Here is a 14,224-nt window from a genome sequence, read left to right as displayed (position 1 = left end):
TGGCAGGGTGTCGCCGCCGATGATCCAGCGGAAATAGCGGCCGATCTTCATCTGATCCAGCAGCGGCGCGACGAAACGCTCCGGTTTGTTGGTGATCAGCGCCATCTCGACGCCCTGTTTTTGCAGCCATTTCAGGGTATCGCGCACGCCGGGGTAAACCACGGTCAACTCATGGCCGGCCTCATAAAAGCCATTGAACAACTCCAGAGCATATTCGGCTTCGACATCATCGACACCTTCTTCGTCGATATGGTTGGCCAGCGCCCGGCGAACCAGCATGTGCACACCGTTGCCAACCCACTCGCGCACCGATTCGATGCCGGCGGGTTTACGCCCGAGCTTGAGCAGCATGTTATCCACAGCCGCCGCAAGGTCGGGGACCGAATCGATCAACGTGCCGTCCAGATCGAACATCACCAGCCGCGGCAGTTGCCCCGGGAACAACTGCTCAAAACCGCTCATGGGCGAGCCAGCGCCAGTTCGGAACGCATCTTGTCGATGACTTCCTGATAGTTCGGCGCATTGAAGATGGCCGAGCCGGCGACAAAGGTGTCGGCACCGGCCGCTGCGATTTCACGGATGTTGTTCACGTTCACGCCGCCGTCGATTTCCAGGCGAATGTCACGGCCAGAAGCATCGATCAAAGCCCGTGCTTCACGCAGTTTGTCGAGGGTGCTGGGGATGAACTTCTGCCCGCCGAACCCTGGATTGACGCTCATCAGCAGGATCATGTCGACCTTGTCCATCACGTGCTTGAGCACGTCCAGCGGGGTCGCCGGGTTGAACACCAGGCCCGACTTGCAGCCGCCTTCGCGGATCAGTTGCAGGGAACGATCGACATGCTGGGTGGCTTCCGGGTGGAAGGTAATGTAGGTCGCGCCGGCTTCAATGAAGTCGCCAACGATGCGGTCCACCGGGCTGACCATCAAATGTGCGTCGATCGGCGCGGTCACGCCGTACTTGCGCAGCGCCGAGCAGACCAACGGGCCGACGGTCAGGTTCGGTACATAGTGGTTGTCCATGACATCGAAGTGCACGAAGTCGGCGCCGGCGGCCAGGACGTTGTCCACTTCTTCGCCCAGGCGGGCGAAGTCGGCGGAGAGAATCGACGGAGCAATTACGAAGGGCTGCATGACGCACCTTTTCTGAGCAGAATCACGATGGCGCGCATTGTATACCTCATGCTTTGACGCGCGCACCGTGAGTGCGATGATTGGACCTTGCCATCATCCCTGATCAGAGAAGGCCCTAGTACGCCGCGCGATAAATCTTTTCGATATCGACGGCACTCAACTTGCGCGGATTGTTGCGCATCAAGCGCTCGATCCCCGCCGCTTCCGCGGCCATGGACGGGATGACGTCCTCGGGAACACCGAAACTGCGCAGGCCCTGGGGAATTTCCACGGCTGCACACAGCTCGGTCATGGCGTGCACGGCTTTGTCGGCTGCATCGTTGGCACTCAAATGTGCAGTCTTCACGCCCATGGCCTCGGCGATATCCTGCATGCGTTCGATGCAGGCCATCTTGTTCCAGGTCATGACATAGGGCAGTAACAAGGCATTGCTGACGCCATGAGCAATGTTGAAGCGCCCACCCAGCGGATACGCCAACGCATGCACTGCGCCGACCCCGGCATTGCCGAACGCCATGCCGGCCATCAGGCTGGCGGTGGCCATGTCTTCCCGGGCTTGCAGGTTCGACGGATTCGCGTAGGCCTTGGGCAAGGCCCTGGCGATCAACTTGATGGCGCCGATGGCCAGGGCATCGGTAATCGGCGAGGCATTGACCGACAGATAGGACTCGATGGCATGCACCAGCGCATCGACGCCACTCGCCGCCGTGACGCTGCGCGGACAGGTCAGGGTCATTTGCGGACTGACCAGCGCCACGTCCGGCAACAGGTAGTCGCTGACGATGCCCTTCTTCAGTTGCGCGACCTTGTCGGAAAGGATGGCGACGTTGGTCACTTCCGAGCCAGTGCCGGCCGTGGTCGGGATGGCGATCAGCGGCGGGCCTTTGCGCGGCACCTGATCGATACCGAACAAGTCCTCCAGCGCCCCGTGGTAACCGGCATAGGCCGCAACGCTTTTGGCGATGTCGATGGCACTGCCGCCACCCAGGCCGATCAATCCGTCATGCCCGCCATCGCGATACACCTGCATGCAATCTTCGACGATGGCGATTTCCGGGTCCGGCAATACCCGGTCGAAAATCTCGTAGCTGCGTTCGCCCAACTGCGCGAGGGCCAGCTCTACCGTGCCGGACTTGATCAGGGCGGCGTCGGTGACGATCAGCGGATTGTCGATGTCCAGGCGCGTCAGCTCGGCAGACAGTTGCTCGATGGCACCTGCGCCGGTGATCAGTTTGTGAGCGATTTTGAAAGAGGAAATACTCATGTGCGCAGCCTCTTATAGATAGGGGAGCTGGGCACAATAGTAGCTGGGGATTTGGGGTTGGCTGGTATTCAGGCGGTGAATGAACTAATGGTCCACTGGAACCCCCTGTGGGAGCGGGCAAGCCCGCTCCCACATTTTTACCGGGTTCGGCGTCAGACCTGCGCGGTACGCAGTTTCTCGCTACGCCCACGCAGCCATTCCAGGGTCAGCAGCAGGATCACCGAGAAGGCAATCAGCAGCGTCGCGGCGGCGGCGATGGTCGGGCTGAGGTTTTCGCGGATGCCGCTGAACATCTGCCGAGGCAGGGTCGCTTGTTCAGGGCCGGCGAGGAACAGCGTCACCACCACCTCATCGAACGATGTCGCGAAGGCAAACAGCGCCCCGGAGATCACGCCCGGTGCAATCAGTGGCAAGGTCACCCGGCGGAACGTGGTCAGCGGCGAAGCGCCCAGGCTCGCAGCAGCCCGCACCAGGTTGTGGTTGAACCCCTGCAACGTCGCCGACACGGTAATGATCACAAACGGCACACCAAGCACGGCATGCACGACGATCAGCGAGGTATAGCTGTTGCCAAATCCCAGTGGAGCGAAGGTCAGGTAACTGGCCACACCAATGATCACCACCGGCACCACCATCGGCGAAATCACTAGCGCCATCACCAGCGGCTTGCCCGGGAAATCGCCTCGGGTCAGACCGATCGCCGCCAGCGTGCCGAAGATCATCGCCAGTACCGTCGCGGCCGGGGCCACGATGATGCTGTTCTTCAACGAACGCATCCATTCCGCCGAGGCGAAGAAGTCCTGGTACCAGTGCAGCGAAAAGCCTTGCAGCGGATAGACCAGAAAACTCCCCGAGTTGAACGACAGTGGAATGATCACCAGCACCGGCAGAATCAGGAACAACAGAATCAAGCCGCAGAGAATCCGCAAGCTGTAGAACCACACCCGTTCGATGGGCGACATATAAGGACTCAGCATTTCGTTCTCTCCTTAGCTCAGGCGCAGGCGGCTCGCGCCCACCAGCCAGCTGTAAATCAGATAAAGCACGACCGTCGCGAGCAACAGCAGCCCACCGAGTGCGGTCGCCATGCCCCAGTTGATACTGGTGTTGGTGTAGAAGGCGACGAAGTAGCTGACCATTTGATCGTTCGGGCTGCCCAGCAATGCCGGGGTGATGTAGTAGCCGATGGCGAGGATGAACACCAACAGGCAACCGGCGCCGACACCGGCATAGGTCTGCGGGAAGTACACCCGCCAGAAGCTGGCGAACGGATGGCAGCCGAGGGAAATCGCAGCACGCATGTAGGTCGGCGAGATGCCTTTCATCACGCTATAGATCGGCAGGATCATGAACGGCAGCAGAATGTGCACCATCGAGATGTAGACACCGACACGGTTGAACACCAACTCGATCGGCTTGTCGATGATGCCCATGGCCATCAGGCCGCTGTTGATCAGGCCACCCGATTGCAGCAACACGATCCACGCCGCGACCCGTACCAGGATCGACGTCCAGAACGGCAACAGCACTAGAATCATCAGCAGGTTGCTCTGGCGCGAAGGCAGGTTCGCCAACAGGTAAGCCAGGGGATACGCCAGCATCAGGCAGATCGCGGTGATGATCAGGCCCATCCAGAAGGTGCGGGCGAAGATGTCGAGGTAGATCGCCTGATCCGGGGTGGCCGGGGCGATTTCGCCGAGGTCGTCGATGCGATGATCGACAGCCGCCAGCAGGTAATACGGGGTGATGCTGCTGGTGTTGCGGCGTACCGCTTGCCAGTAGGCCGGGTCGCCCCAGCGCTCATCGAGGCCTTCCAGCGCTTCTTTATAGGAAGCCGGCTCAGTGGCGAGCGGCAAGGCACGGGCGGTTTTGGTCAGCAGGCTGCGGTAGCCGGCCAGTTCCATGTTCAGACGTTTGGACAGATCGCCCAGGGTCTGGTTCTTGCGAGCGTCGGCGAGGTCTTCGGCCGCCGCTTTGTAAACCGGTTCAGCGGGCAGGCCGCGGCCGTCCCAGCTGGCGATGGCGGTCACGGTGCGCGGCATGCCGCCGACCACTTCCGGGTTGCCAACGCTTTTGTAGAGCAGCGCCACGATCGGCACCAGGAACACCAGCAACAGAAACAGCACCAGCGGCGCGATCAACGCCTGGGCCTTCCAGCGGTTGACCCGCTCGGCGTGCTTGAGCCGCTGCTTCAAGGTGGGGCTGGTGCCCTCGTTCAGGGGAACGGCGATAGCCATGACGTACTCCGGGAATCTTTGATCGTTACAGAGGCAGAGAACCACCTCTGTTGTGTTGAAACACCGCAACCTGTGGGAGCGAGCTTGCTCGCGATGAGGCCATCACATTCAACATCTATGTTGATTGACCCACCGCTTTCGCGAGCAAGCTCGCTCCTACAGCGTAAGCCCGCTCCTACAGCGTAAGCCCGCGGTGCGGTCTTACTTGGCAGCCCAGGCGTTGAAGCGCTGTTCCAGTTGCTCGCCGTTGTCAGCCCAGAAGCTGACGTCGATCTGCACCTGGTTGGCGATGTTTTCCGGGGTGGTCGGCATGTCTTTCAGGACATCCTTGGCCAGCAACGGTACGGCCTGGGTGTTGGCCGGGCCGTAGGCGATGTTTTCCGAGTAGGTTTTCTGCTGCTGTGGCTGTACTGAGTAGGCGATGAATTTCTTCGCCGCTTCTGCACGCTTGGCATCCAGGCCTTTCGGAATGGCCCATGCGTCGAAGTCGTAGATACCGCCGTTCCACACGACTTTCAGGTTGCTTTCTTTTTGTACGGCAGCGATCCGGCCGTTGTAGGCCGAGCTCATGACCACGTCACCGGAAGCGAGGTATTGCGGCGGTTGTGCGCCGGCTTCCCACCACTGGATGTTCGGCTTGAGTTCATCGAGCTTCTTGAACGCGCGGTCCTGACCGTCTTTGCCGGCCAGCACTTTGTAGACGTCTTTCGGCGCAACGCCGTCGGCCATCAGTGCGAATTCCAGGGTGTACTTGGCGCCTTTACGCAGGCCACGCTTGCCCGGGAACTGCTTGGTGTCCCAGAAATCCACCCAGCTGGTCGGTGCGGACTTCAGTTTGTCGGCGTTGTAGGCCAGCACGGTCGACCACACGAAGAAACCCACGCCGCAAGGCTGGATGGCGCCCTTGACGTAGTCTTCGGTCTTGCCGAACAACTTCGGATCAAGTTGTTCGAACATGTCTTCGTCGCAACCACGGGACAGTTCCGGCGATTCAACCTCTACCAGATCCCACGACACGCTCTTGGTGTCGACCATGGCCTTGACCTTGGCCATTTCGCCGTTGTACTCGCCGGCCACGATCTTGCCGTTACCTGCCGCTTCCCACGGTGCGTAGAAGGCTTTGACCTGAGCCGCCTTGTTCGCCCCGCCAAAGGACACCACGGTCAGGTCCGGGCCGGCCGCCATCGCGTGCGCCGCGCCCATCATGCCCAGTGCCAAAGCGGTGAATTTCAGGGATCTCAACATTTATTGTTCTCTCCACGTGCAGGGTTGGTGTTGGTATTGCCCGGGCGATCAGTTCGCCTCTAAAAGAGGGTCGAGCGCGCGAACGTGCTCGACCTGCCAGCCAAGCGGTACCACGTCGCCGACGGCGAGCGAGGGATCAAGCTCGGCAATCGGTTGTTTCACGAAGAAGTCGGTCTTGCCGCAGACTTCCATGCGAACCCGGACGTGGTCGCCCAGATAGATGAATTCCTCGACTCGCCCGGAGAAGCGGTTGATGCATTGGTCGCTGGAGCCATTGAGGCTCACTCGCTCCGGGCGAATGGACAGGGTCACCGGCTCGCCGGTCTTGCCGACATTCACCGCCAGCGCTTCAACTTTTTCACCACGCCCCAGTTCGACTACACAGCGGTCGCCGGTCTGACTGTGCAGTCGGCCATTGAGGCGGTTGTTCTCGCCGATGAAGTTGGCGACGAAGGTGTTTTTCGGCTCTTCGTAGAGGGTGCGCGGCGGCGCGATCTGCTGGATTTCGCCCTGATGGAACACCGCCACACGGTCGGACATGGTCAAGGCTTCGCCCTGATCGTGGGTCACGTAGACCACGGTTACGCCCAGGCGCTGGTGCAGGTGCTTGATTTCCATCTGCATGTGTTCACGCAGTTGCTTGTCGAGTGCGCCGAGGGGTTCGTCCATCAGTACCAGTTGCGGTTCGAACACCAGCGCCCGGGCCAATGCCACACGCTGTTGCTGACCACCGGAAAGCTGCGCCGGGTAACGCTGGGCGAACGCATCGAGCTGGACCATGCTCAGCACGCGCTTGACCCGGGCACTGACGTCGCTCTTGTTCATGCCGCGTACGGTCAGCGGGAACGCCAGGTTCTCAGCCACCGTCATGTGCGGGAACAACGCGTAGTTCTGGAACACCATGCCGATGTCGCGCTTGTGCGGCGGCACGTTGTTGATGGCGCGCCCCGCCAACAGGATTTCGCCCGCGGTCGGGGTTTCGAAACCGGCGAGCATCATCAGGCTGGTGGTCTTGCCGGAGCCGGACGGCCCGAGCAACGTGAGGAATTCGCCTTTGCGAATGTCCAGGTTGAGGTCTTTGACGATCAGGTTCTCGCCGTCGTAGCTCTTCTGCACTCCACGGAAGCTGACCAGAACATCATTGGCCCCTGCGCTTGAATCGACCTGGCTCATACCCACACCTTTGTTATTGATGACTGCTGTGGGATTAAGCCTAGTGGACGCTGAGGGTCACGCAAATCGGGGTGCAAGAGAGATTCGCCTCAGCCGGATGGAAGGCTGGGGGTAGGGATTGCCCTACAAGGATGGCGCGTTTTGGCAAGCACAGAGGCGAGCGCTCAGTTGCAGGCCGCAAGAACAAGCCAATGCGGTTTTGAACAGTGTCGCAATTCGGTATGCCACCACCGGACTTGTGGGAGCGGACTTGCTCGCGAAAGCGGTGGATCAGGCCCAAATATGTCAACTGACACACCGCTTTCGCGAGCAAGCCCGCTCCCGCATTGGACAGTGGTGTGCTTTAGAGGAGCTTGTGCTCCATCGCGTACTTCACCAGCTCCGCCAGCGAGGTGATGTTGAGCTTTTGCATCAGCCGCGCCTTGTGGGTGCTGATGGTCTTGCTGCTCAGCGCCAGTTGCTGGGCGATGTCGTTAACGTTGGCGCCCTGGGCCAGGCGCTCGAACACGGAAAATTCGCGTTCGGAGAGCAACGAGTGCAATGGACGCGAGTCGGTCAGGCCGACCTCGAAGACCATGCGGTCGGCCAGTTCCGGGTCGATGTAACGCCCGCCTGACGCCACTTTGCGTATGGCCGTCAGCAAAAGCGCGGGGTCGCTGTCCTTGGTCGCATAACCGGCAGCCCCGACCTTCAGCGCCCGGGCGGCCATCTGCGCTTCATCGTGCATCGACAACACCAGGATCGCCGGCGGATTGTTCAGGGCGCGAATCCGCGGAATGGCTTCCAGGCCGTTGACGCCCGGCATGGAGATGTCCAGCAGCACCACTTCGCAGGGCACATGACGCAAGGTGTCGAGCAACTGCTCGCCATTGCTCGCCTCCCCCACCACCAGCAAGTCCTTGGCCAGGCCGATCAACTGCTTGATGCCTTCGCGGACGATGGTGTGGTCTTCGGCTACCAGTACACGGATCACGTTCTTCTCCAGATTCAAGATCATTCGCGAGCAAGCCCGCTCCCACATTGGATTTGAGTATTTACACAAAACTTTGTGGGAGTGGGCTTGCCCGCGAAGGCGTCAGTACAGACAACATTAAATAATCAGGCCCCATCCAATGGCACTCGCACACTCAAGGTCGTGCCTTCACCCGGCTCACTCTCAAGGGATAACTCACCGCCCATGATCAACACCCGCTCACGCATTCCGACGATCCCAAAGGACGTTGGCCTGCCAGGCGCAGCAACAAATCCTACGCCATCATCGGCGACCGTCAGACACAACTCGTCGCCTTCCAGCGCGAGTGTCAGTTCAACAGTATGCGCCTGGGCATGGCGCATGACATTGGTCAGCGCTTCCTGAAGGATCCGGAACAAGCCGATCGCCTTGGCATCACTGAGCACCGGCAAGTTGTCCGGCACCTGCACCAGGCACGGAATCTGCGTACGCGCCTCGAAACGCCGGGCCTGCCATTCGATGGCCGAGGCAATGCCGGCATCAAGAATCGGCGGGCGCAATGCGGTCGCGACGTCGCGAACCAACTGGAAGAGTTGAGCGATCAGGCGCTTCATGCTGCTCAGGCGCTCATGCAGACCGGGATCAAGTTGCGCGTAAGCCAGTTCGCACATCGAGGTTTCCAGCTTGAGCACGGTCAGCATCTGACCCAGTTCGTCGTGAACTTCCCGGGCGATGCGCGCTTTTTCTTCCTCGCGCACGCTCTCCAGGTGCGCGGACAGCTCACGCAGTTGTTCCCGGGAGCTCGCCAGTTCAAGTTCGATGCGCTTGCTCTCACTGATGTCCCAGACGATCCCGTCCCAGACATAGGCGCCGTCTTCCAGCTGACGGGTGATGGCCTTGATTTCCGCCCAGCGCTGTTCGCCCTGGCGCGTGAGGATTCGCCCCTGCCACGACCAGTCGCTGTCGGTGTCCAGCGCATGATCCTGGGTCTGGTGATAACTGGCCTTGTCGTCCGGATGCACGAGGCTGCGCAGGCCTTTATCGCGATGCGCCAGCGTGGCCGGCGAATAACCCACCAGGCTTTCGCTGCCTTCGCTGATGTAGGCAAAGTCGATCTGGCCCGTCACCGGCGCCCGCTCCAGCCGGAAAACCAGTCCCGGAACGTTGGCGGCGATGCCTTGCAGTCGCGCCTCGCTTTCCCGCAAGGCGGCCAGGGCGCGGCGTCGCTCGGTGACGTCGTTGAGGTAAACCACCAGGTATTCGCCATCGCGAAAGCGCAGGAAGCTCAACGAGACATCGGCCGGCAGAATGCTGCCATCAGCGCGCACGCAATTGGTTTCGAAGCTTTGCGGGCCCTCTTCACTGGCCCGGGCACGCTTCCACAGGTTCAGCCAGCGGTCCATGTGCAGGCCGGGTTCGAAATCGATCAGTGGCCGATCGATGATCCCCCCGGCCGGATAGCCAAGCATGCTTTCCGCCGCGCGGTTGGCGTAGCGCACATGGCTGTCCCAGTTGACCCAGAGGATTCCGACGGTGCTCTGGTCGATGGAAAACTGGGTAAGCCGCAAGGCCTCTTCGCTGGCAGCGCGCAAGGCAATGTCTTCCTGCGCGGCCAACAAGCGTTGCTCCAGGTTGTGCTGCTGGCGACGTTGCCAGAACACGATGGCCATGCAACTCAACGCCAGCACGGCCAGCAACAGGCAGAGGTTCTGCCAAAACCCCGGAGACTCGGTGAGGCGCGGATACTTGGGTTGCAGCCATTGATTGTGCAGTTGTTCCAGATCCTTGGCCGGGATCGCCCGCAATGCACTTTCGACAATGCCCGCCAGTTCCGGCTTGTCGCGGCGCGTGGCCACCCGCAGCAGCTGTGGCAGGCCGACATCCCCCACCACCACCAACCCGGCGAACTCCGGTTCGACGGACAGGCGCCCCAGTTGCGCCTCATCGATCACCGCATAGGCCGCCTGTTGGCCAGTCAGTAATTGCAATGCCTGGCGTTCCATCGGTACGCCTTGCAGATTCAGGTGCGGATAGTTGCCGCGCAGGTAATCGGCAATGGCACTGGGCATGCGCACGGCGACGCGGGTCTGGCTGTCGAGTTTTTCCAGCTCGACCGCGCCGGCGCTTTTCTGGTCGCTGACCACCAGTTGCGGTACCCGCATGTAGGGGTCGGAAAACTGCCAGAGGCGCAGTCCGCCGGGTGTCTGGGTCAGCCCCGGGGCGATGTCGATTTCACCCTCCCGGGCCGCGGCTTCCAATTGTTCAAGGTCGGAAAAATTGCGCCAGCTCAGTTCGACATTGAGGTTTTTTGCGAGCCACTTCATCAGCTCGACGTTCACCCCTGACAGGCGCTGCAAGCGGCGATCGTATTGCGCATAGGGTGCCTGCAACACCACGCCGACCCGCAACTCGCTTTGCTGCGCCAGCCAGTGCTGTTGTTTCGGTGACAGCTGGGCAACATGCACCGGAGGCACGACTGCCGCCCAGCCCATCAAGGGAAACCACAAACAGCCGATAACCCACAGGCAGCGAAAACGCATCATTGAACTCTCACACACTGACAAATACTGACCAACCCATTAGGCTGCCGGAACAACTTCTGGCCTGGAATATCCGATGCCCCCTGTCTACCGCCTGGCCCTGCCAGCATTGTGCCTGTCGTTGATCCTGCCTTGCGCTTTTTCCGTCGAGGCGGCCGAACCGGCGCCCGCCGCCAAGGAAAAAACCACCGAAGAAAAGCCACTCGAACGTCAGCCGCTGCCTGAACGTAGTCAGGAAGAAGCGACTGCACTTGAGCGAAAGATCCCGGCTCAGGAACAGCAACAACTGCAAGCGGGCACCGACACGTTTCTGGCCTTGTGGAAACCGGCCAACGCCGCCGAACCCAAAGGCGCGGCGATTATCATCCCGGGCGCCGGCGAAACCGTTGACTGGCCGCAAGCGGTCGGCCCTTTACGGCGCAAGTTGCCGGATGCCGAGTGGAGTAGCCTGAGTATCACCTTGCCGGACCTGCAAAGCGATGCCATTGCGCCACGAATCGTGGAAGCGGCGCCGGCTCCCAAGGCCCCCGAAACCGGCAGTAAAGACTCGACCACCGCGGCCCCCATCGAACAGGTGGCCGGTGGCGAGGCCGATGTAGCCGACAAGGCCATCGCCGAGACCACCGAAGAACAGTCCAGGGCAGATGCCGAGCGCATCTTTGCCCGGATCGACGCCGCAATCGCGTTCGCCGAACAGCAAAGCGCTCGCAGTATCGTGGTGTTGGGGCATGGTTCCGGCGCCTATTGGGCCGCGCGCTACCTGAGCGAGAAGCAGCCATCGCAGGTCGAAAAACTGGTGATGGTTGCCGCCCGGACACCTGTGGCGGCCACGCCCGGGCTGGCAGAGCTGACTCCGCCCCTGAAACTGCCGACCGCGGATATTTTCTACAAGGACAAGGCGCCGGATCGCAACGCAGCACTGGAACGCCTGCAGGCCAGCAAACGCCTGAAGTCGTCGGCATTCAGCCAGGTCGCACTCAAGGCGTTGCCGGATAGCAAGGCCGAACAGGAGCAACTGTTCCGTCGGGTGCGGGGCTGGTTGAATCCGCAGACTGCGACAGACTGAAGGACCGAGTCGCCCTCATCGCGAGCTTGCCCGCTCCCACAGGTTTTATGTCGATTACAAAAGTTGTGTGCGACGTTAATCCTGTGGGAGCGGGCTTGCTCGCGAAGGGGCCATTACAGGCAACACAAAGCTATTCGGCTAGCGAAAATCCCGCCGCTCCCGAATCAGCGTATAGGCGCTATGCAATTCACGCGTTCTCTCGGTAGCCTCACGCACCTGCAACGCCGTCGCGCCACTGCCGGCAATCTTGTCCGGATGATGGCGACTGAGCAGGCGCCGATAGGCTCGCTTGATCTGCGCCGGCTCGCTGGTGGCCGACACGCCCAGCAGCCGCAAGGCCTCCTGATAACTTGGCACGCTGTTGCCCAATGGCCGTTTCTGCGGCTCGTAGTCATGGGCCAACGCTTGCACCTGGTGCGGCGTCCAGCCCAGCCACTTGCCCCATTGGCCGATCAACTCACGCTCACAGCGGCCGGCACGACCATCGGCCCACACCATGCGCCAGCAGGCGCGCAACACACCTTCTGCCGCATGGGGCTGGGCACTCAGGCGACGCAGATAACCGCGTAACCGGTCGCGGCCCGACTTGCCGCGATTGAACGCGGCAATCGCACGACGCTGGGCCGGCTCGGACATTTCCAGCGAGCGCATTTCCGCCCGGGCCTGATCGATGTGCCCGGCCGTCACCTGGCCGTCGCACTTGGCCAGGCGCCCCAACAAGACAAACAGCAATTCATCGTTACGCAGCACCGGGCGGCCGCCCAGCTTTTCCCGCAAGTGCCCCCAGCTCTGCAAGTGCAAGCGCCGGTCCAGCGCCTGCCCCAACAACGCACCGAGCATGGCCCCCGGAAGACTGGCTATGGCAAAGCCTGCCCCGGCTCCAATCAGAGTCCCTGGCCACAACATGTCAGCGGCTCGCTTCTATTAATGTTTCAACTTCGGCCAGGCGCTCGTGAGTGCCGACATCAACCCAGTGCCCCTTCAATGGCTCGCCGGTCACTTGCCCGTCGGCCATGGCTTTGCGCAACAGCGGCGCGAGCTTGAAGGCCCCTGCGGTGCATCCGTCGAACAACTGCGGATGCAACACGGCGATGCCGCTGTAGGTCAGGGTGGCAGCCTCCGACTGACCGTCGCGCACCAGGGTTCCGACCAGGCTGAAGTCCCCGGCCGGATGATGGGGTGGGTTGTTCGCCAGCACCAGATGCGCCAGGCCATTGATGGGCTGATGCAGCACGCTGAAGTCGTAATCGGTCCAGATGTCGCCGTTGACTACGACAAACGCTTCATCCCCCAGCAACGGCAACGCGCGGAAAATCCCGCCGCCGGTTTCCAGGGGCTCGCCTTCCGCCGAGTACTGAATGCTCACGCCATAGCGCGAACCATCGCCCAGATAGTCTTCGATCTGCTGACCGAGCCAGGCGTGATTGATCACGATGTCGGTGAACCCGGCGGCGGCCAGCGCTCGCAGGTGATATTCGATCAGCGGGACTCCGCCTGCACGAACCAGCGGTTTTGGCGTGGTCAGGGTCAACGGGCGCATGCGCTCGCCTTTGCCCGCGGCCAGAATCATTGCCTTCATGCTGTCACTCCGGCACGCAGACTGGTCAGCAACACATCCAGCCCGGCCAGTTCAGGACGGCGCGCGATCACGGCTTCTATGTACGCAAAGAAACGCGGCACATCACCCAGATAACGCGGCTTGCCGTCGCGATGGCAGATACGGGCGAAAATACCGATGACTTTCAGGTGCCGTTGCACGCCCATCAAGTCGCTGGCACGCAGGAAATCCTCGAAGTCGGGCTGAACAGGAATGCCGAGGGTGCCCGCTTGCTGCCAGTAGCTTTCGAGCCAGCCGTGTACGCGCTCTTGCGGCCAGCTGAGAAATGCGTCCTTGAACAGGCAGGTCACATCGTAGGTCACCGGGCCATACACCGCATCCTGGAAATCCAGCACGCCGGGGTTGGGTTCGCTGAGCATCAGGTTGCGCGGCATGTAGTCGCGATGCACCAGAACCTTTGGCTGAGCCAGGGCACTGTCAATCAACAGTTCGCTGACCTGCTGCCAGAGCACTTGCTGGGCCGGGTCGAATTCGATGCCCAATTCGCGCTTCACGTACCACTCGGGGAACAGTTCCAGCTCACGACGCAGCAATGCCACGTCATAGCTCGGCAGAGGCGCAACCATCGGCAACTGCTGGAAAGCCAGCAACGCTTGCAGGGCATCCTTGAACAAATCGTCGGCGTTTTCGCTGTCGATGACGTCCAGATAGGTCTTGTTGCCCAGGTCATTGAGCAAAAGAAAACCGCGCTCGAGATCTTCGGCATAAATTTTCGGCACATTTATTCCGGATTTCGCCAGCAAAAAGGCGATATCCACGAAGGGTTTACAGTTTTCCTGGGGCGGCGGCGCGTCCATCACGATGAAACTTTTGCCACCGCCTTCCCAACGGAAATACCGCCGGAAACTCGCGTCGCTGCTGGCCGCAGTCAACGTGGCCGGGGGTACGCCCCCCCAATCCTGCTCGGCAAAAAGGGTCGCCAATTGTTCATCGAGCCAAACTTTCAGGTGTTGCAAGCGTACATCTTGATCAGGCATTGCAAGGGTCTCCGACGGC

At 61.0% G+C, this 14,224-nt stretch carries 13 protein-coding genes; 1 reads left to right on the top strand and 12 read right to left on the bottom strand.

Going from position 1 to position 14,224, the window contains the following annotated elements:
• The 9 genes from PMI29_RS29015 to PMI29_RS29055 all read right to left on the bottom strand — a co-directional run.
• Positions 1–462: HAD hydrolase-like protein (locus tag PMI29_RS29015; RefSeq protein WP_007993227.1), on the bottom strand; the 462-nt coding region annotated here is incomplete at its 3' end.
• A complete protein-coding gene (gene rpe, locus PMI29_RS29020; protein ID WP_007993226.1) occupies positions 459–1,133 on the bottom strand; it encodes a ribulose-phosphate 3-epimerase in 675 nt (224 codons plus the stop codon). The genes rpe and PMI29_RS29015, both read right to left, overlap by 4 nt.
• A gap of 115 nt (positions 1,134–1,248) precedes the next feature.
• Positions 1,249–2,397 (bottom strand): iron-containing alcohol dehydrogenase, encoded by a 1,149-nt coding sequence (locus tag PMI29_RS29025; RefSeq protein ID WP_007993224.1) that lies wholly within the window; start codon positions 2,395–2,397, stop codon positions 1,249–1,251.
• 152 nt (positions 2,398–2,549) lie between these two features.
• Positions 2,550–3,374, bottom strand: a complete 825-nt coding sequence (locus PMI29_RS29030; RefSeq protein WP_007986034.1) for an ABC transporter permease — start codon at positions 3,372–3,374, stop codon at positions 2,550–2,552.
• A gap of 12 nt (positions 3,375–3,386) precedes the next feature.
• On the bottom strand, positions 3,387–4,634 hold the full coding sequence (locus PMI29_RS29035; RefSeq protein WP_007993222.1) for an ABC transporter permease: 1,248 nt from the start codon (positions 4,632–4,634) through the stop codon (positions 3,387–3,389).
• A 201-nt stretch (positions 4,635–4,835) separates the two neighbouring features.
• Complete coding sequence (locus tag PMI29_RS29040; protein ID WP_007993220.1) at positions 4,836–5,879, bottom strand: polyamine ABC transporter substrate-binding protein; 1,044 nt, start codon at positions 5,877–5,879, stop codon at positions 4,836–4,838.
• Between the two features lie 48 nt (positions 5,880–5,927).
• The gene (locus PMI29_RS29045) at positions 5,928–7,052 is read right to left on the bottom strand and encodes an ABC transporter ATP-binding protein (protein WP_007993218.1); all 1,125 of its coding nucleotides are present in this window, start codon (positions 7,050–7,052) and stop codon (positions 5,928–5,930) included.
• 343 nt (positions 7,053–7,395) lie between these two features.
• Positions 7,396–8,049: a response regulator gene (locus PMI29_RS29050; protein WP_007993216.1), complete on the bottom strand. Its 654-nt coding sequence runs from the start codon at positions 8,047–8,049 to the stop codon at positions 7,396–7,398.
• A 101-nt stretch (positions 8,050–8,150) separates the two neighbouring features.
• A complete protein-coding gene (locus PMI29_RS29055) occupies positions 8,151–10,547 on the bottom strand; it encodes a PAS domain-containing sensor histidine kinase (RefSeq protein ID WP_007993215.1) in 2,397 nt (798 codons plus the stop codon).
• 73 nt (positions 10,548–10,620) lie between these two features.
• Here PMI29_RS29055 and PMI29_RS29060 point away from each other — a divergent pair, with 73 nt between their 5' ends.
• Positions 10,621–11,610 (top strand): alpha/beta hydrolase family protein, encoded by a 990-nt coding sequence (locus tag PMI29_RS29060; protein WP_007993214.1) that lies wholly within the window; start codon positions 10,621–10,623, stop codon positions 11,608–11,610.
• A gap of 138 nt (positions 11,611–11,748) precedes the next feature.
• Here PMI29_RS29060 and PMI29_RS29065 read toward each other — a convergent pair whose 3' ends face one another.
• The 3 genes from PMI29_RS29065 to PMI29_RS29075 are packed head-to-tail and all read right to left on the bottom strand — an operon-like array spanning position 11,749 to position 14,205.
• Positions 11,749–12,516, bottom strand: coding sequence for a TerB family tellurite resistance protein (locus tag PMI29_RS29065; RefSeq protein WP_007993213.1), 768 nt, complete (start codon positions 12,514–12,516; stop codon positions 11,749–11,751).
• Position 12,517: 1 nt separating this feature from the next.
• Positions 12,518–13,189, bottom strand: coding sequence for an N-acetylmuramate alpha-1-phosphate uridylyltransferase MurU (gene murU / locus PMI29_RS29070; protein WP_007993212.1), 672 nt, complete (start codon positions 13,187–13,189; stop codon positions 12,518–12,520).
• Positions 13,186–14,205: an aminoglycoside phosphotransferase family protein gene (locus PMI29_RS29075; protein ID WP_007993211.1), complete on the bottom strand. Its 1,020-nt coding sequence runs from the start codon at positions 14,203–14,205 to the stop codon at positions 13,186–13,188. The genes murU and PMI29_RS29075 overlap by 4 nt, the downstream gene beginning before the upstream one ends.
• Positions 14,206–14,224 lie beyond the last annotated feature (19 nt).

This window comes from Pseudomonas sp. GM49 (assembly GCF_000282355.1).
In the GTDB taxonomy this organism is placed as follows: domain Bacteria; phylum Pseudomonadota; class Gammaproteobacteria; order Pseudomonadales; family Pseudomonadaceae; genus Aquipseudomonas.
Note: the sequence above shows the minus strand (reverse complement) of the source record. Positions and strands in the feature narration are given on the sequence as shown.

Coding starts and splice junctions, on each gene's coding strand:
- rpe (WP_007993226.1), bottom strand. CDS start 1,133: ATGCAGCCCTTCGTAATTGCTCCGTCGATTCTCTCCGCCGACTTCGCC.
- PMI29_RS29025 (WP_007993224.1), bottom strand. CDS start 2,397: ATGAGTATTTCCTCTTTCAAAATCGCTCACAAACTGATCACCGGCGCA.
- PMI29_RS29030 (WP_007986034.1), bottom strand. CDS start 3,374: ATGCTGAGTCCTTATATGTCGCCCATCGAACGGGTGTGGTTCTACAGC.
- PMI29_RS29035 (WP_007993222.1), bottom strand. CDS start 4,634: ATGGCTATCGCCGTTCCCCTGAACGAGGGCACCAGCCCCACCTTGAAG.
- PMI29_RS29040 (WP_007993220.1), bottom strand. CDS start 5,879: ATGTTGAGATCCCTGAAATTCACCGCTTTGGCACTGGGCATGATGGGC.
- PMI29_RS29045 (WP_007993218.1), bottom strand. CDS start 7,052: ATGAGCCAGGTCGATTCAAGCGCAGGGGCCAATGATGTTCTGGTCAGC.
- PMI29_RS29050 (WP_007993216.1), bottom strand. CDS start 8,049: ATGATCTTGAATCTGGAGAAGAACGTGATCCGTGTACTGGTAGCCGAA.
- PMI29_RS29055 (WP_007993215.1), bottom strand. CDS start 10,547: ATGATGCGTTTTCGCTGCCTGTGGGTTATCGGCTGTTTGTGGTTTCCC.
- PMI29_RS29060 (WP_007993214.1), top strand. CDS start 10,621: ATGCCCCCTGTCTACCGCCTGGCCCTGCCAGCATTGTGCCTGTCGTTG.
- PMI29_RS29065 (WP_007993213.1), bottom strand. CDS start 12,516: ATGTTGTGGCCAGGGACTCTGATTGGAGCCGGGGCAGGCTTTGCCATA.
- murU (WP_007993212.1), bottom strand. CDS start 13,189: ATGAAGGCAATGATTCTGGCCGCGGGCAAAGGCGAGCGCATGCGCCCG.
- PMI29_RS29075 (WP_007993211.1), bottom strand. CDS start 14,205: ATGCCTGATCAAGATGTACGCTTGCAACACCTGAAAGTTTGGCTCGAT.